The organism is Bradyrhizobium sp. 2S1 (assembly GCF_011516625.5).
GTDB classification, from domain to species: Bacteria; Pseudomonadota; Alphaproteobacteria; order Rhizobiales; family Xanthobacteraceae; genus Bradyrhizobium; species Bradyrhizobium septentrionale.
The window spans coordinates 5,770,547-5,787,524 of sequence record NZ_CP147717.1; the positions used below are offsets into that span (position 1 = coordinate 5,770,547).

Genomic DNA, 16,978 nt, shown 5'->3' on the forward strand with positions numbered 1-16,978 from the left:
CCGCTTTTTCAACGCGTGTGATGGCCGCTGCGCCACCCGCCGAACCGGTCACGCCGACGCTGATCGAGGCGGCGAGGAAAGAGGGCCAGGTCGTCTACTACACCTCGACCGATCTGCCGGTCGCCGAGAAGCTGGCAAGAGCGTTCGAAGCGAAATATCCGGGGATCACCGTGCGTGTCGAACGCACCGGCGCGGAGCGCGTGTTCCAGCGGGTCGGCCAGGAATATTCCAGCAACATTCATGCGGTCGACGTCGTCAACTCCTCCGACGCCGCACATTTCATCGTGTGGAAGCGCGACGGCATTCTGGCGCCCTATGTTCCGGAGGAGGTCGCAAGATACTATCCGGACGAGCATCGCGATCCCGACGGCCAGTTCGCAAGCTTCCGGGTCTGGCTGTCGATCATTGCCTACAACACCAATCTGGTGAAGGCCGAGGAGGCGCCGAAGAGCTTTGCCGATCTGCTCGACCCGAAATGGAAGGGCAAGATCGTCAAGGCGCATCCCGGCTATAGCGGCACCATCATGACTGCGACCTATCAGATGCAGCGCGACCTCGGCTGGAGCTTTTTCGAGCAGCTCGCAAAGCAGAATATCATGCAGGTGCAGTCCTCGACGGATCCGCCGAAGAAGCTCGATCTCGGCGAGCGCGCCGTGATGGCTGACGGCAACGAGTACAACATCTTTCAGATGAAGGAGGCCAGCCGCCCGGTCGAGCCGGTCTACGCCACCGAAGGGTCGCCGCTCATTGTCGGCCCGAACGGGATCTTCAAGGATTGCCCGCATCCGAACGCCGCAAGGCTGTTTCAATCGTTCGCGCTCGGGCGCGAGGGGCAGCAACTCAACATCGAGATCGGCGGCTTGCGCTCGGTCCACGCGCAGGCCCAGGAGAAGGCGGGCCGCAAGCCGCTGAAGGACATCAAGACGATGAAGGACGATCCCGCGGCGGTGGAGCGGGAAGGGGAATCGATCAAATCGCGCTACACCCGCATCTTCCGCGTTTGACGGACGGCGTGGGCTCGATTGCCGAGCATTTGGGCGCCTGCCGCATGGCATATGCGCGGTTTTCGCCGAGACTGGGTCAATAATGCCCCTCGGCGGAGGGGGCATTTGATGTTACCAATTTGGCCATGAACCAGCATGCCAAGGCCGACATCCGCCATTCCACCTGTCCGCACGACTGCCCCTCGGCATGTGCGCTCGACGTCGAGGTGATCGACGGACGTTCGATCGGCAGGGTACGCGGCTCCAAGCAGCAGACCTATACGGCCGGCGTGGTCTGCGCCAAGGTCGCGCGTTATGCCGAGCGGATTCATCATGCCGAACGGTTGATGTATCCGCTGCGCCGGACCGGTCCGAAAGGCTCTGGCCAATTCGAGCGGATCTCCTGGGACGAGGCGCTGGACGAGATCGTCGCGCGTTTCGATGCCGCCGAGCGGGAGTTCGGCGCCCAGTCGGTCTGGCCCTACTATTACGCGGGCACAATGGGGCTCGTGATGCGAGACGGCCTCAACCGTCTGTCGCATGTGAAGAAGTATTCGCGCTTCTACGGCACGATCTGCGCAACCATCGCGCGCATCGGCTTTGCGGCCGGGACCGGCAAGATCGCCGGCGTCGACCCCCGCGAGATGGGCGTCTCCGACCTCGTCGTGATCTGGGGCACCAATCCGGTCAACACCCAGGTCAACGTGATGACGCATGCATCGCGGGCGCGGAAGGAGCGCGGTGCGAAGATTGCGGCGGTCGACGTTTACAACAACGAGACCATGAAGCAGGCCGACATCAAGATCCTGCTGCGGCCGGGAACCGATGGCGCCTTCGCCTGCGCCGTGATGCACGTGCTGTTCCGCGAGGGATTTGCCGATCGCGACTATCTCGCGCGCTATACCGATTGCCCCGACGAACTGGAAGCGCATCTGAAGACCCGCACGCCGGAATGGGCGTCGGCGATCTCGGGCGTGCCGGTTGAGGAGATCGAGGCGTTCGCCCGGCTGGTCGGGACCACCAAGCGTTCCTTCTTCCGTCTTGGCTACGGCTTTACCCGCAGCCGCAACGGCGCGGCGCAGATGCACGCAGCGACGTGCATTCCCGCGGTCACCGGCGCCTGGCAATATGAGGGCGGCGGCGCCTTCTTCAACAATGCCGGCATCAGGCGCTTCGACGAGTCGATCATCGAAGGCCACGACGCGATCGATCCCAGCACCCGGGTGCTCGATCAATCGAAGATCGGCCGCATCCTCACCGGCGATGCCGAAGCACTGCGCGGCGGTGGGCCGGTCAAGGCGATGCTGATCCAGAACACCAATCCGATGACTGTGGCGCCCGAGCAGGCGCTGGTGCGCCAGGGCTTTGCCCGCGAGGATCTGTTCGTCGCGGTGCATGAGCAGTTCATGACCGAGACGGCCCAGATGGCCGATATCGTGCTGCCGGCGACGATGTTCATGGAGCACGATGACCTCTATTACGGTGGCGGCCATCAGCACATTTCGGTCGGCCCGAAGCTGATCGATCCGCCCGGCGAGTGCCGCTCGAATCACGAGGTGATGCAGGGGCTCGGCCGCCGCCTCAATGCCGTGCATCCCGGCTTCGACATGACGCCGCGCCAGCTGATAGACGCAACTTTGAAGAAGAGCGGCCACGGCGATATCGCGACGCTGGAAGCCGATTTGTGGCGCGATCTGCAACCCGATTTCCGCACGTCGCATTATCTCGATGGATTTGCCCACGCCGACAAGAAGTTCCACTTCAAGGTCGATTGGGGCAAGGTCCCGGTCGGCACAGGCGGGTTGATGGGAGCATGGGACAAGATGCCCTCGCTGCCCGACCACTGGAGGATCATCGAGGAGGCCGACGCGCAGCACCCGTTCCGTCTGGCGACATCGCCCTCGCGCAGCTTCCTCAACACCAGCTTCAACGAAACGCCGTCGTCGCAGGCCCGCGAGGGCGCGCCGACCGTGATGATTCACCCCGACGATGCGGCCGCGCTGTCGATCGCCGACGGGGAGGCCGTGACGCTCGGCAACATGCGCGGCGAGACCACGCTGACCGCGAAACTGTTCGATGGCGTTCGCCGCGGCGTGCTGATCGCCGAATCGATCCACCCGAACAAGTCCCACATCGGTGGCCGCGGCATCAACATGCTGACCGGAGCGGAGGCCGTCGCGCCGCTTGGCGGCGCCGCGTTCCACGACAACAAGGTCTGGATCAGGAAGGCGTCGGCCGCCTAAATCCTGCTTGCAGTCGGCGCCGATCCTGCCGCAAATGTGGGCTGACAACAGCGCACAGGCAAGAAAACAGGCGGGAAACATGACCGACAACAGCGTTCTTCTCGAGAAGCGCGGGCAGGCGTTCTGGATCACCATCAACCGCCCGGACAAGCGAAACGCGCTCAATGCGGGTGTGATCGCCGGCATCGCCAAGGGCTACCGCGATGCGCATGACGACAAGGACGTTCGCGTCATCGTGCTGACGGGCGCGGGCGACAAGGCGTTCTGCGCCGGCGCCGATTTGCAGAATAGCGGCGCGGCGTTCTCGATGGATTATTCGCGTCCCAATGTCGACTACGCCGACCTGTTGCGGCTGTCGCAGAATTCGACCAAGCCTGTGATCGCGCGGGTCGGCGGTGTCTGCATGGCCGGCGGCATGGGGCTGTTGTGCATGACCGACATGGCGGTCGCCGCCGATGGCGTGATCTTCGGCCTGCCCGAGGTGAAGGTCGGGGTGTTTCCGATGCAGGTGCTGAGCCTGCTGCAATCGATCGCCCCGCCGCGCCTCGTCAACGAATGGGCGCTGACCGGCGAGCCGTTCGACGCCAGGACTGCGCAGGCGGCCGGCCTTCTCAACTATGTCGTGCCCGCGGCCGAGCTCGACGCCAAGGTCGATTGGCTGATCGGGCGCATCGTCGACAAGTCGCCGACGGCGATCCGACGCGGCAAATACGCCATGCGGGCGATCGCGTCGATGTCGTTCGACGAAAGCATCGCCTACACCGAAAGCCAGATTGCGCTGCTCGCGATGACCGAGGACGCCAAGGAAGGCCTCAAGGCCTTCGGCGAGAAGCGCAAGCCGACATGGACCGGGCGCTAGAGCGGCGCGACGGCCATGCACTGCGCGACTGGGTCGCGCGGCGGTGCGCATCGCTAGCTCGCGTTGGCCTTCAGGCCGGCGGCTTCGATGCCGGCTACGGCGCAGATCTCGTCATTGTCTGACGTGTCGCCGCTGACGCCGACGGCGCCGAGCAGGGTAGAGCCGTCCATGATCAAGACGCCGCCGGGGACCGGTACCATCCGGCCCTGCGCCAGCGTGTTCACGGCGTCGACGAAATAGGCCTGCTCCTGCGCGCGCTGAAACAGGGCGCGCGATCCCATTCCCAATGCCAGCGCGCCATAGGCCTTGCCATGGGCGATCTCGGCCCGCATCAGGCTGGTGCCGTCCTGTGCGGCCGTCACCTTCACGGCGCCGCGGGCGTCGAGGATGGTGACGACGAGCGGCTTGAATTTCTTCTCGACCCCCTTGGCCAGCGCGGCATCCAGAATCTTGCGGGCAGTGTCGAGAGTGAGATCAGCCATGGGCCTCTTCCTTTATCGATTGATCTGAACTGGATTTCGCACACTTCAGGCTCATCGCCAATACGTTGGCAACGTGAAGCGGCGTGCGGCCGCTGCCGTCCATGATCTGGTGCCGGCATGAGGTGCCGTCGGCCACGATCAGCGTGTCCGGATCGGCGCTCCTGATCGCCGGCAGCAGCGACAGCTCGGCCATCTCGATCGAGGCCTGATAGGTATCCGCTCCATAGCCGAACGCGCCGGCCATGCCGCAGCAGCTCGACTCGATGGTCTTGACCTCGAGGCCCGGCACCAGGCGGAGCACTTTCTCCACCGGCTTGAACGCGCCAAAGGACTTTTGGTGGCAATGACCGTGCACGACGGCCTTGCCGGCGACCGCGCCAAGCGGCAAGGCGAGACGCCCGGCCTCTGCCTCGCGTACCAAAAACTCTTCGAACAGCAAAGCGTGCGCGCTCACGGTCTTCGCAAGCGCATCCGAACGCAGCGATAGCAGCTCGTCGCGCAGGGTCAGCAGGCAGCTCGGCTCGAGACCGATGATCGGCACGCCGCGGGCGGCGAACGGCGCGTAGGTCGCAACCAGCCGGTCGAGCTCGGCCCGGGCCTGCTCGACCAGTCCGGCTGACAGGAATGTCCGCCCGCAGCACGGCGGCCGGCCGCCATCCAAAGGCTTGGGGAGGTGGACGCGATAGCCGCCGGCAAGCAGGACCTCGATCGCCGCGGCGAGATTTTCCCGCTCGTAGCCGCGGTTGAACGTATCGGCGAACAGCACCACTTCGCGGCCATCAGGCGGACCCAGCACCTCGGCGTCAGGCCGGAACGTGTCGCGGCGAAACGCCGGCAGCGCGCGCCTGGCGCTGATGCCGGCGAGTCTCTCGAACAGCGCGCGCAGCAGCGGGCTGCGGTTGCGCCAGTTCGCGAGCGGCGCAAGGCGCGAGGCGAGATCGACATAGCGCGGCAGATAGCCCACCAGCCGGTCGCGCAGCGACAGGCCGTGCGTTGCGGCGCGCGCGGCCAGCACCTCGATCTTCATCTTGGCCATGTCGACGCCGGTCGGGCATTCGTGACGGCACGCCTTGCAGGACACGCAGAGTTTCAGCGTGTCCATCATCTCGTCGGAGGCGAGCGCGTCCGGACCCAATTGGCCCGAGATCGCCAGCCGCAGCGTGTTGGCGCGGCCGCGGGTGACGTCTTTCTCGTTGCGGGTCGCGCGATAGGACGGGCACATCACGCCGCCCTCGAGCTTCCGGCAGGCGCCGTTGTTGTTGCACATCTCGACGGCGCCCTGGAAACCGCCGCCGGCGCCGGGATAGGCCGACCAGTCCAGCACCGTCTTCAATTCGCCGACGCGATAATCCGGCGAGAAGCGGAACAGCGAGCGGTCGTCCATTTTCGGTGGATCGACGATCTTGCCCGGATTGAGCGTGTTGTCCGGATCGAAGCGCTGCTTGACCTCGCGGAAATCGGCAACGATGCGCGCGCCGAACATCGTCTCGTGGAATTCCGAGCGCACCAGGCCGTCGCCATGCTCGCCGGAATGCGAGCCCTTGTATTCGCGCACCAGCTCGAAGGCTTCCTCGGCAATGGCGCGCATTGCCTTGACGTCCTTCTCGAGCTTGAGATTGAGCACCGGGCGCACATGCAGGCAGCCTTCGGAGGCATGCGCATACATCGTGCCGCGGGTGCCGTGCCTGGCGAAGACCGCGTTGAGCCGCTCGGTGTAGTCGGCGAGGTGCGGCAGCGGCACCGCGCAATCCTCGACGAAGGAGACCGGCTTGCCCTCCTGCTTCATCGACATCATGACGTTGAGGCCGGCGGCGCGGAAATCGGCGATGCCGGATTGCAGCGCGGGCTCCACGATCTCGACCACGCCGCCCCATTTGCGCTGCGGCCTGTCCCAGCCGAAGCCGAGATCGGCCATCAGCTCGCCGAGCTGCTTGAGGCGGGCGAGATTGTCGGCCTGATCTTCCTCGGCGAACTCCACCACCAGGATGGCGTCCGGATCGCCGCGCACGGCCTGGGAGATGATCGGCTGGAACATCGCGATCTCGCGGCCGAGCGCGATCATGGTGCGATCGACCAGCTCGACGGCGATCGGGCGCAGCTTGACCAAATGCTGGGCTGCGTCCATCGCCTCGTAGAAGCTGCCGAAATGGCAGACGCCGAGCGCCTTGTTGCGGATCACCGGCCACAGCTTCAGCTCGACCTGGGTCGTGAAGGCGAGCGTTCCCTCCGATCCGACCAGGAGATGCGCCATGTTGTTCGGCGCATTGCGCGGCACCAGTGCGTCGAGGTTATAGCCGCCGACGCGGCGCTGCACTTTCGGGAATTTGTCCGCGATCTCGGCCGCCTCGCGCTCGCCGAGATCGAGCATGTCGCGGAACAGGCGCGATCCGCTGTCGCGAGAATTGATCCGCGTCAGATCGCGCGGCACCTCGCCGAAATGCAGCAGCGTGCCGTCGGCAAGCGCGGCATCCATCGACAGCGTGTTGTCGCGCATCGTGCCATAGCGCAGCGAGCGGCCGCCGCAGGAATTGTTGCCGGCCATGCCGCCGATCGTGGCGCGCGACGCGGTCGAGACATCGACCGGAAACCACAGCCCGTGCTTCTTCAGCTGGCGGTTGAGGTCGTCGAGCACGATGCCGGGCTCAACGACACAAGTGCGGTTGTCGACGTCGAGCGAGAGGATCCGGTTCAGGTGCTTGGACAGGTCGACCACGATGCCGTCATTGACGGTCTGGCCGCATTGCGAGGTGCCGCCGCCGCGCGGGGTGACGATCCGCCCGTCGTCGCGGGCGATCGCGAGCGCCCGCAGCGCCTCGTCGATGGTTCGGGGCACCACCACGCCGGCCGGCATGACCTGGTAGAACGAGGCGTCGGTCGCGTAGCGGCCGCGGTTGAAGGCATCGAAAAAGACGTCGCCGGTCATTTCGGACCGCAGGCGCTGTTCAAGCGATGAGGCGTTCTTCATCGCAGATCCGATGTGATCCACAACGCAGCCGAAACTGCCCGTTGATTATTCATTCTATGGCGACCAAAATAACATTATGAATTCATAATGAGCAAGACTTGCGGCCTCAAGGCTAGTCGCCCTGAAGCGTCGCCTCGTCGGCGGCGTCCGGTCCCTCGGCGAGGTGCTCGATGGCGGCGGTCCGCTTGTTGCGCAGGTGGGCGAACAGGATGTCGCTGAGCTCGCTACCGGCGCGGCGGCGCAGCGCATCGAGGATCGCTTCGTGCTCCCGCATCGCCTCGGCCCAGCGCTGCCGCTTGCGGGCGAAATTGGCGGAGTAGCGCACCCGGCGGATCCGGCCCGCGAAATTGGCGTAGGCGGTCTTCAGGGTCTCATTGCGCGCGGCGGCGACGATGCTCTCGTGAATGCGCTGGTTGACCTGGAAATAGCCGTGCATGTCGCGATGCAGATAGTGGCCGTACATCTCGTAATGCAGCCGCTCGATCGCGGCGATTTCCTCATCGGTAATGGCTTCGCAGGCCAGCCGCCCGGCCAGGCTCTCGAGCCCTGCCATGACGTCGAACAGCTCCTCGAGGTCGCGCGGGCTGAGCCGGCGCACCCGCGCGCCGCGATTGGGCAACAGCTCGATCAGGCCTTCGGCGGCCAGCACCTTGAGTGCTTCGCGCAGCGGCGTCCTCGATATCCCCAGTATGTCGCAGAGCTGCCGCTCCGGAATGCGCCCGCCTTCGGGGATGTTGCCCTCCACCACATAGTCGCGAAGCCGCAACAGGATCTCGCCATGAAGCGAGGCTTCCTGGCGGTCGCCGCCATTGCTGGCGGCCGGTGGGGTGATCGGAACCCCGGTTTCGGGAATCGCAGATTTCATATCCAGGACAATAATTTACCCACAGGGTCGCGTCGACGTCTCCAATCGAATACCAAATATGCGTTGAAAAGACAAAAAATGAATGCAAAATAGCCGACCAGCGGACTGAAGCACGGCGATTGGGAGGTTCTCATGCATCAAGGGCGCCATTTTCTCCAGATTCCGGGACCGAGCCCGGTCCCCGACCGCGTTCTTCGCGCGATGGACATGCCGGTCATTGACCACCGCAGCGCCGAATTCGGCGAGCTTGGCCGCACCGTGCTCGAGGGCAGCCAGAAGGTGTTTCAGACCGCAGGACCGGTGGTCATCTTCCCGTCGTCCGGGACCGGCGCCTGGGAGGCCGCGATCGTCAACACGCTGTCGCCGGCCGACAAGGTCCTGATGGTCGAGACCGGCCACTTCGCCACGCTCTGGCGCCAGATGGCCGGCCGCTTCGGCATCGAGGTCGACTTCATGCCCGGCGACTGGCGCCGCGGCGCCGACCCCGCCGAGATCGAGGCGAGACTCGCCGGCGACACCGCCCACAGCATCAAGGCGGTGATGGTCGTCCACAACGAGACCTCGACCGGCGCCACCAGCCGCATCGCGGATATCCGCGCCGCGATCGACCGCACCTCGCATCCGGCGCTCCTGATGGTCGATACCATTTCCTCGCTGGGCTCGGTCGACTACCGGCACGACGAGTGGAAGGTCGACGTCAGCGTCAGCTGCTCGCAGAAGGGTTTTATGCTGCCGCCCGGCCTCGGCTTCAACGCGATCTCCGACAAGGCGCGCGCCGCGTCGCGCAGCAACAAGATGCCGCGCTCCTATTTCGATTGGGAGGAGATGCTGAAGCCCAACGCCAAGGGCTTCTTCCCCTATACGCCGGCGACGAACCTGCTCTACGGGCTGCGCGAAGCCATCGCGATGCTGCTGGAGGAGGGGCTCGACAACGTGTTCGCGCGCCATCGGCGGCTCGCCGCCGCGACGCGGGCTGCCGTCAGTCAATGGGGGCTCGAGAATCTCTGCCAGGAGCCATCGGAATTCTCGCCGGTGCTGACCGCGGTGATGATGCCGCCCGGCCACGATGCCGATCAGTTCCGCAAGGTCGTGCTCGACAATTTCAACATGTCGCTCGGCGCCGGCCTGTCGAAGGTTGCCGGCAAGGTGTTCCGCATCGGCCATCTCGGCGAGTGCAACGAGCTGACGCTGCTTGGTGCGCTCACCGGCGTCGAGATGGGGCTGTCGGTCGCCGGCGTCCCGCATCGTGCGGGTGGCGTCGAGGCCGCCATGCGGATTCTTGAGCAGCGCGATCAGCACAACGCGCCGTCGCATCTGAAGGTGGTCAGCACTTAAGCGATCACCTACCGGCATCCCGCAGGCCAACGGCACAGAAAAATCGGGGATCAGGGAAGGGGAGGATATGAGGCTTCGGTTCAAGGCCACCCATAGAGCTGGCGCCGGTTGTTTGGACAGCGCCCCGCGGGATTTAAGTGGATTCCTGCCGGGTTATGCTGAACGCGGGGCCTTACGATTTTGTCGTTGCGTCGGGAGGGCGTAGCCCGACCAGAGCGACGACAAAATCGTCGGCGACGGTCATGCGGCCATCACCATAGCTTGCGTGCCGAAGTAAGCCTCGTCGGGCGTGCGCCCGTCAAGGCTCGAGTGAGGGCGTCCCTGATTGTAGAAGGCCAGATACTTGGCAATTGACGCTCGCGCCTCGGACACGCTGTCGTAGGCGCGGAGATAAACTTCTTCGTATTTGACCGTGCGCCAGAGCCGCTCGACAAACACGTTGTCGCGCCAGGCGCCCTTGCCGTCCATGCTGATGGCGATCTTCGCGTCCAGCAGCACATCGGTGAACTCGAGGCTGGTGAACTGGCTGCCCTGGTCCGTGTTGAAAATCTCGGGCCTGCCGTGCTTCGCCAACGCCTCCTGGACCGCTTCGACGCAGAAGGCCGCCTCCATTGTGATCGAGACGCGATGGGCCAGGACCCGTCGGCTGAACACATCGACGACCGCCGCGAGATAGACGAAGCCACGCCGCATCGGAATGTAGGTGATGTCCATTGCCCACGCCTGGTCGGGCCGCTCGATCTTCAATCCGCGCAACAGGTACGGGTAGATCTTGTGACCCGGTGCCGGCTTACTCGTGTTCGGGCGACGATAGACCGCCTCGATCCCCATGCGCTTCATCAGCGTCGCGATGTGGCGGCGACCGGCGTATACGCCCTCCCGCCGCAGCAACGATCGCTGCATACGCGCTCCCGCGAAGGGATAATCGAGATGCAGCTCATCGAGCCGACGCATCAAGGCAAGGTCCTCGGCCGAAACTGGCCGAGGTTCATAGTAGACCGTGCTGCGAGCCAGCTTCAGGACCTTCGCCTGGCGCACGATAGAAAGATCATGACCGCGGTCGATCATCGCTTTGCGCTCAGCAGGCCCGCCTTGGTGAGCGCGCCGGACAAAAAATCGTTTTCCAACGCCAGCTCGCCGATCTTGGCATGTAACGCCTTCAAATCGACCGGCGTCTCGGCCGACGCCTTGTCATGCCCAAACACGCCGGCGGCGCCTTCCAGGAGCTGGTTTTTCCAGATCGTGATCTGGTTCGGATGAACATCAAACAGTTGCGCCAGCTCCGCCAGCGTCTTCTCGCCTTTGACCGCAGCCAAAGCAACCTTCGCCTTGAATGCCGGAGAATGCATCCGGCGGCTCTTCTTCGTCATCTTCGCTCCTGATTCGCGGCAAGAATCCTCGCCGCTGTCAGGCAGAAAATCCACTCAAGCTACTGTCCGAATTTGCGGAGCCAGCTCTCATGTCGTGTTGGCCATGCTCTGCGTGATGTACTTCATCACCTATGTCGACCGGGTGAACATCGGTACCGCGGCCGGCGATATCCAGAAGGAGCTCGGCCTGTCAAACACCGAGCTCGGCCTGGTGTTCTCGGCCTTCGCCTATCCGTATCTGCTGTTCCAGGTGATCGGCGGCTGGGTCGGCGATCGCTTCGGACCGCGCCAGACCTTGTTCTGGTGCGGTATGATCTGGGCTGCGGCGACCATCATGACCGGCTTTGTCCATGGTCTCGCCGCGCTGTTCGTTGCCCGCTTCGCGCTCGGGTTCGGCGAAGGCGCGACTTTTCCCACCGCGACGCGCGCCATGCAGTACTGGACGCCGGCCAAAGCGGCGCGGCTTCGCGCAAGGGCTGACGCATTCGTTCGCGCGGCTCGGCAATGCCGTCACCCCGCCGGTGGTAGCGCTGCTGATCCTATGGCTGACCTGGCGCGGCGCATTCATCGCGCTCGGTATTGTCAGTCTGATCTGGGGCGTCGCGTGGGTCTGGTACTTCCGCAACGAGCCGAGCGACCATGGCTCGATCACCGCAGCCGAGCTTGCGACGTTGCCGCCGCGTCCGCAGGGCGAGCGGCCCAAGGTGCCGTGGGGCCCGCTGCTGCAGCGCATGTGGCCGGTGACCTTGACCTATTTCTGCTACGGCTGGTGCCTGTGGCTCTACCTCAACTGGCTGCCGCTGTTCTTCAAGAACAACTACAGCCTCGACCTGAAGAACTCGGCGCTGTTCGCATCCGGCGTCTTCTTCGCCGGCGTCGTCGGCGACAGCATCGGCGGCGTCATCTCCGACCGCATCCTCGAGCGCACCGGCAATGTGCGTCTGGCGCGGCTCAGCGTGACGATCGTGGGATTCGCCGGCGCGCTGCTGTCCCTGATGCCGATCCTGTTCGTTCACGACATCACGGTGGTCGCGCTCAGCCTGTCGGCCGGCTTCTTCTGCGCCGAGCTCGTGATCGGCCCGATGTGGTCGATCCCGATGGACATCGCGGCGAAATATTCCGGCACCGCCGCGGGGATCATGAACTCCGGCTCGGCGTTTGCGGCCATCGTCTCGCCGCTGGTCGCCGGCTTCGTCATCGACGCGACCGGCAATTGGTACCTGCCGTTCCTGATGTCGATGGGGCTCTTGCTGGTCGGAGGTTTCTCGGCATTGCTGATGCACCCGGAGCGGCCGTTCGAGGAGACCAGCGAACCGGTGGCACCGGGAAAGGTGGTGGCCGCCGAGTGAATAGGGCCATCGCATATGGCAGCGTCATGGCCGGGCTTGTCCCGGCCATCCACGTCTATCTTTGCCCGGAAACGAAGACGTGGATGCCCGGGACAAGCCCGGGCATGACGAGTTTTACGGGGACGATGATCGCGTCGATTCCCCAACCTCGATAGCCTCGGCCGAATGAGGGGCTGCCGGCCCCGGTGGAGCGCCGTCAGATATGCATGACGGCCCCTCGCCGGGCCTAGGACAAACCCGGCGAATAGTGATATGCGAGCGGCTCACCACGACCAAGACAAGACCGGGAAGACGCTCATGACCGTGCATACTGGAAGGCATTTTCTCCAGATTCCGGGACCGACCAACGTGCCGGACCGGGTGCTGCGGGCCATGGACATGCCGACCATGGACCATCGCGGTGCCGAATTCGCCGAGATCGGTTTTGCCGTGCTTTCGGCGATGCAGCGTGTGTTCCGCACCAAGCAGCCCGTGATCATCTACCCCTCGTCGGGGACCGGAGCCTGGGAGGCTGCGATCGTCAACACGCTGCAGCCCGGCGACAAGGTTTTGATGTGCGAGACCGGGCAATTCGCCGTGCTGTGGCACGGCATCGCCGACAAGTTCAAGCTCGACGTCGATTTCATTCCCGGCGACTGGCGCCACGGCGCCGACCTCGAGCAGATCGAGGCGCGGCTTGCCGCCGACAAGGCGCACAAGATCAAGGCCGTCTGCGTGGTCCATAACGAGACCTCGACCGCCTGCGTGACCTATCCGCGCGACGTCCGCAAGATCCTCGACACGTTGAAGCATCCGGCGCTGCTGATGGTCGATACCATCTCGGGCCTCGGCTCGCTTGAATATGAGCACGATGCCTGGGGGATCGACGTGTCGATCGCCGGCTCCCAGAAGGGACTGATGCTGCCGCCCGGCCTCGGCTTCAACGCCGTGTCGGAGAAGGCGCTGGCAGTGGCCAAGGCCAATCCCGCGATGCGCTCCTATTGGGACTGGCAGGAGGTCATCAACATCAACAAGGCCGGCACCTGGCCGTACACGCCCGCAACCAATCTCCTGTTCGGCCTCAGGGAGGCCGTGAAGATGCTGGAGGAGGAGGGGCTCGACAACGTCTTCGCCCGCCACAAGCGCCACAGCGAGGCGACGCGCGCCGCGATCAAGGTCTGGGGCCTCGAGACGCAGTGCCAGGAACAGGGCGCGCACTCGCCGGCGCTGACCGCGGTGCGGGTGCCTGATGGCCATGACGCCGATCATTTCCGCAAGGTCGTGCTTGATAATTTCGACATGTCGCTCGGCACCGGCCTCAACAAGGTCAAGGGCAAGGTATTCCGGATCGGGCATATCGGTCACTTCAACGACCTGATGCTGATGGGCACGCTGTCCGGCGTCGAGATGGGGCTTGATCTCGCCAAGGTGCCGCATCGCAGTGGCGGCGTGCTGGCGGCGATGGAAGTCCTGAAGGGACGCGACCCGTCGCAGGCGTCCAAGGCTGTTGCTTGAAGAGGCTGTTGCTTAAAAAGGCCGTCGCCTGAAATCGAATCGTAGACAACAGAAAGAGCGAGACATGAACGCGCCCGTCACTTCGACCGAAGACCTGATCTATTCCGTCGAGGACGGGATCGCGCGCATCACGTTCAACCGGCCGCAGGCGCGCAACGCGCTGACCTTTGCGATGTATGAGCAGATGGCTTCGATCTGCGAGAACATCAATCAGGATCACTCATCAAGGCGCTGATCATGACCGGTGCCGGCGACAAGGCGTTCGCCTCGGGCACCGACATCTCGCAGTTCCGGGCCTTCAAGACCGCGCAGGATGCGCTGGATTATGAGGCGCGGATCGACCGCGTGCTGGGAACGCTCGAACAATGCCGCGTGCCCGTCATCGCAGCGATCGCCGGCGCGTGCACCGGTGGCGGCGCCGGCATCGCCGCATGCTGTGACATCCGCATCGGTACCGAGGCGACACGGATCGGCTTCCCGATCGCGCGCACGCTCGGCAACTGCCTCTCGATGTCCAACATCTCGCGGCTGGTCTCGCTGATCGGCCCGGCGCGGACCAAGGATCTGATCTTCAAAGCGCGCCTGGTCGAGGCACCGGAGGCGCTGGCGCTCGGGCTCCTGAACGAAGTCGTTCCCGACGTGGAGACGCTGCAGCGCCGCGCCAACGAGACCGCCAAGCTTGTCGCCGGCCATGCGCCGATCACGCTCGAAGTGACCAAGGAAGCGGTGCGCCGCATCCGCCGCACGCTGTCGCGCGAGGAAGGCGAAGACCTGATCCTGCGCGCCTACATGAGCGAGGATTTCCGCGAAGGCATGGACGCCTTCCTCAACAAGCGCGCGCCGAACTTCAAGGGCAAGTAGCGGCGGTTTCACGCTTTGCTCCAGGTCGCGCCAACGCACGCCATATAGCCCAAACTGGTCAGATGAAAAGGAATGACCGGATTGCGCAGCAAAACCGGATCATGGTTGCTGCGTATTTGTGGGGTCGGCTATCGCACCTGTTGAATGGCAGGGGGCAATTGGAAGTGGTCGGCAGGGGTCGTCCGATTGCAATTGTACGGGCGACCCCACTCTTCGGTTTCAAATTTCCATCGGCGTGACCTGGAGAGGGTGAATATGCGCGTAAAATCTAATTTCACCCGACAAATCAATGCGACACACCCTGTCCAGCCCTTCCGCGAAAAATATTTCGGTTTATCGTAAGGGCAGCTCAGTGTTATGACTCCGCCGTCTCACCCGATCGAGGGGCGCTTCGCGGTAGTCACGAACGCGGTGTGGGATGCGGTGGACGCCGAGCGTGGCGCTGACGAGAGCACGCGAAGCGGACGGTGAAGTCGTGTGGTCCTGACGCCCCAGCGGTAGGTGTCCCCTCGCAAAACGCGCAAGCGTTTTTGCGAGGGCGGTGACAACAAAGCCCGGTCTCGCCGGGGAGAGCACGAAATAAGCCGTAACCCATCGCGCAGGGAAAGCCGGAGTTCCCGGTGACACCTGTGGTCCTACCTCCCGTGCTTCCTGTTGCACGGGACCCATGGGTGCAATCGGCACCCGGCTTTCCCTGCGCCCTCTGTTTGATGAGAGGGCGGAACGAGATGTAAGACTCGGACGATTCATGTCGCGAGAATGCGATGCTGTATCCCCATCCTCACCTGTCATCGCCCGGCTTGACCGGGCGATCCAGTACGCCGCGGCCGCTCGGCTCAAGCTCCGGCGTCTCTGGAATACTGGATCACCCGCATGCGCGGGTGATGACCATCGAGCATGTTGTTTGCCATTCGAATCCGAATAGGACCGTCATCCCCGCGCAAAGGCTTCGCCTTTGTCGCTGGAGGTGCGAGCTGAGCGAGCCTCGAAGGATGTACGGCCCGGCTGGTGGCCGTGCATCCTTCGAGACGCGCTACGCGCTCCTCAGGATGACGGGACTGCTAATGTCAGTGCGAACCGACACACCCACCTCATTCCAAAGTCATACGTGCTGCGGCAGTTCGCGGCTTGAACTCACCCGCATTCTCGGCACAATGACGGCACCCGCCAATTCGCAGGTTTTCGCCAAGCCGAACAAATAGATAGGGAAGAAACACGTGGGACAGATTGTGAAAACCACGGCTGCCATCGCGGCCTTGCTGCTGAGCACGCCGGCCTTTGCCGGCTGGGAGCCGAGCAAGCCGGTCGAGATCGTGGTTGCGGCCGGTGCCGGTGGCGCCTCCGACCAGATGGCGCGGATGATGCAGGCGGCGATCCAGAAGAACAATCTGATGAAGCAGCCGATGGTGGTGTCGCTGAAGGGCGGCGCGTCGGGTGCCGAAGCGCTGATCTACATGCTGCCGCTGTCGGCGAAAATTCCCTTCAACTGGCGCGACCTCACGCCGGTGTCGGTGATTGCGCTCGATCAGTTCGTGTTGTGGGACAATGCATCGGGTCCCAAGACCGTGAAGGAGTTCATCGAGGCCGCCAAGGCGGCAAGCGCGCCGTTCAAGATGGGCGGCACGGGCTCCAAGCGCGAAGATCACGTGCTGACCGTGTTCATGGAGCAGAAGACCGGCGCAAAGTTCTCCTACCTGCCGTACAAATCCGGCGGCGAGGCTGCGACCCAGCTGGTCGGCGGCCACACCGAGTCCAACGTCAACAATCCGAGCGAGAACCTCGAAGTCTGGCGGGCCGGCCAGGTTCGCGCGCTCTGCGTGTTCGACAAGGAGCGGATCTCCTACAAGACCAAGGTCACCGAGACGCAATCCTGGAACGATATCCCGACCTGCAAGGAAGAGGGGCTCGACCTGCAGTACCTGATGCTGCGCGCGATGTTCCTGCCGGGCAAGGTCACGCAGGAGCAACAGGCGTTCTATGCCGACCTGTTCCAGAAGGTGACGCAGACGGCTGAATACAAGGACTATATGGAGAAGCAGGCGTTGAAGCCGATCTTCCTCACCGGCAAGGACATGGTCGAGTTCCTCGAGGATGACGACAAGCTGAACGCCTCGCTGATGAATGCGGCGGGCTTCGTCGCGAAGTAGCGATGGCGGTTGTGACGTCTTCCGC

The 16,978-nt window shown here is 64.0% G+C and carries 10 protein-coding genes and 2 pseudogenes; 8 read left to right on the top strand and 4 right to left on the bottom strand.

Annotated features, from left to right (window positions below; genetic code table 11):
- Window positions 1–20: 20 nt before the first annotated feature.
- The 3 genes from HAP54_RS27370 to HAP54_RS27380 all read left to right on the top strand — a co-directional run bounded on the left by HAP54_RS27370 (window position 21) and on the right by HAP54_RS27380 (window position 4,085).
- A complete protein-coding gene (locus HAP54_RS27370) occupies window positions 21–1,004 on the top strand; it encodes an ABC transporter substrate-binding protein (protein WP_224741764.1) in 984 nt (327 codons plus the stop codon).
- 125 nt (window positions 1,005–1,129) lie between these two features.
- Window positions 1,130–3,226, top strand: a complete 2,097-nt coding sequence (locus HAP54_RS27375) for a molybdopterin oxidoreductase family protein (protein WP_166305598.1) — start codon at window positions 1,130–1,132, stop codon at window positions 3,224–3,226.
- A 79-nt stretch (window positions 3,227–3,305) separates the two neighbouring features.
- Window positions 3,306–4,085, top strand: coding sequence for an enoyl-CoA hydratase/isomerase family protein (locus tag HAP54_RS27380; protein WP_166305601.1), 780 nt, complete (start codon window positions 3,306–3,308; stop codon window positions 4,083–4,085).
- A 53-nt stretch (window positions 4,086–4,138) separates the two neighbouring features.
- On the opposite strand, the gene HAP54_RS27385 is transcribed toward HAP54_RS27380, so the two are convergent.
- The 3 genes from HAP54_RS27385 to HAP54_RS27395 all read right to left on the bottom strand — a co-directional run bounded on the left by HAP54_RS27385 (window position 4,139) and on the right by HAP54_RS27395 (window position 8,397).
- Window positions 4,139–4,567, bottom strand: coding sequence for a GlcG/HbpS family heme-binding protein (locus HAP54_RS27385; protein ID WP_166305604.1), 429 nt, complete (start codon window positions 4,565–4,567; stop codon window positions 4,139–4,141).
- Window positions 4,560–7,532 (bottom strand): FAD-binding and (Fe-S)-binding domain-containing protein, encoded by a 2,973-nt coding sequence (locus HAP54_RS27390; protein WP_166305607.1) that lies wholly within the window; start codon window positions 7,530–7,532, stop codon window positions 4,560–4,562. The genes HAP54_RS27385 and HAP54_RS27390 overlap by 8 nt, the downstream gene beginning before the upstream one ends.
- 112 nt (window positions 7,533–7,644) lie before the next feature.
- Window positions 7,645–8,397, bottom strand: a complete 753-nt coding sequence (locus HAP54_RS27395) for a GntR family transcriptional regulator (protein WP_166305610.1) — start codon at window positions 8,395–8,397, stop codon at window positions 7,645–7,647.
- Window positions 8,398–8,529: 132 nt separating this feature from the next.
- Here HAP54_RS27395 and HAP54_RS27400 point away from each other — a divergent pair, with 132 nt between their 5' ends.
- On the top strand, window positions 8,530–9,732 hold the full coding sequence (locus HAP54_RS27400; RefSeq protein ID WP_166305613.1) for a pyridoxal-phosphate-dependent aminotransferase family protein: 1,203 nt from the start codon (window positions 8,530–8,532) through the stop codon (window positions 9,730–9,732).
- Window positions 9,733–9,972: 240 nt separating this feature from the next.
- On the opposite strand, the gene HAP54_RS27405 is transcribed toward HAP54_RS27400, so the two are convergent.
- Window positions 9,973–11,102, bottom strand: a protein-coding gene (locus HAP54_RS27405) for an IS3-like element ISRj2 family transposase (protein WP_166296389.1) whose coding sequence is annotated in 2 segments (ribosomal slippage) — window positions 9,973–10,850 and window positions 10,850–11,102 — 1,131 coding nt in all. Because the reading frame shifts where the segments join, the coding sequence is not laid out codon by codon here.
- Between the two features lie 103 nt (window positions 11,103–11,205).
- Here HAP54_RS27405 and HAP54_RS27410 point away from each other — a divergent pair.
- The 4 genes and pseudogenes from HAP54_RS27410 (at window position 11,206) to HAP54_RS27425 (ending at window position 16,953) form a co-directional block, all read left to right on the top strand.
- A pseudogene (locus HAP54_RS27410) lies at window positions 11,206–12,451 on the top strand (MFS transporter).
- Window positions 12,452–12,748: 297 nt separating this feature from the next.
- Complete coding sequence (locus tag HAP54_RS27415; protein WP_166305616.1) at window positions 12,749–13,945, top strand: pyridoxal-phosphate-dependent aminotransferase family protein; 1,197 nt, start codon at window positions 12,749–12,751, stop codon at window positions 13,943–13,945.
- A 64-nt stretch (window positions 13,946–14,009) separates the two neighbouring features.
- A pseudogene (locus HAP54_RS27420) lies at window positions 14,010–14,806 on the top strand (enoyl-CoA hydratase/isomerase family protein).
- Window positions 14,807–16,032: 1,226 nt separating this feature from the next.
- On the top strand, window positions 16,033–16,953 hold the full coding sequence (locus HAP54_RS27425; protein ID WP_414646227.1) for a Bug family tripartite tricarboxylate transporter substrate binding protein: 921 nt from the start codon (window positions 16,033–16,035) through the stop codon (window positions 16,951–16,953).
- Window positions 16,954–16,978 lie beyond the last annotated feature (25 nt).

What these genes read in the sequence shown, in the direction of transcription:
- HAP54_RS27380 (WP_166305601.1), top strand. Translation starts at nt 3,306, where the DNA reads ATGACCGACAACAGCGTTCTTCTCGAGAAGCGCGGGCAGGCGTTCTGG.
- HAP54_RS27375 (WP_166305598.1), top strand. Translation starts at nt 1,130, where the DNA reads ATGAACCAGCATGCCAAGGCCGACATCCGCCATTCCACCTGTCCGCAC.
- HAP54_RS27385 (WP_166305604.1), bottom strand. Translation starts at nt 4,567, where the DNA reads ATGGCTGATCTCACTCTCGACACTGCCCGCAAGATTCTGGATGCCGCG.
- HAP54_RS27400 (WP_166305613.1), top strand. Translation starts at nt 8,530, where the DNA reads ATGCATCAAGGGCGCCATTTTCTCCAGATTCCGGGACCGAGCCCGGTC.
- HAP54_RS27415 (WP_166305616.1), top strand. Translation starts at nt 12,749, where the DNA reads ATGACCGTGCATACTGGAAGGCATTTTCTCCAGATTCCGGGACCGACC.
- HAP54_RS27395 (WP_166305610.1), bottom strand. Translation starts at nt 8,397, where the DNA reads ATGAAATCTGCGATTCCCGAAACCGGGGTTCCGATCACCCCACCGGCC.
- HAP54_RS27370 (WP_224741764.1), top strand. Translation starts at nt 21, where the DNA reads ATGGCCGCTGCGCCACCCGCCGAACCGGTCACGCCGACGCTGATCGAG.
- HAP54_RS27390 (WP_166305607.1), bottom strand. Translation starts at nt 7,532, where the DNA reads ATGAAGAACGCCTCATCGCTTGAACAGCGCCTGCGGTCCGAAATGACC.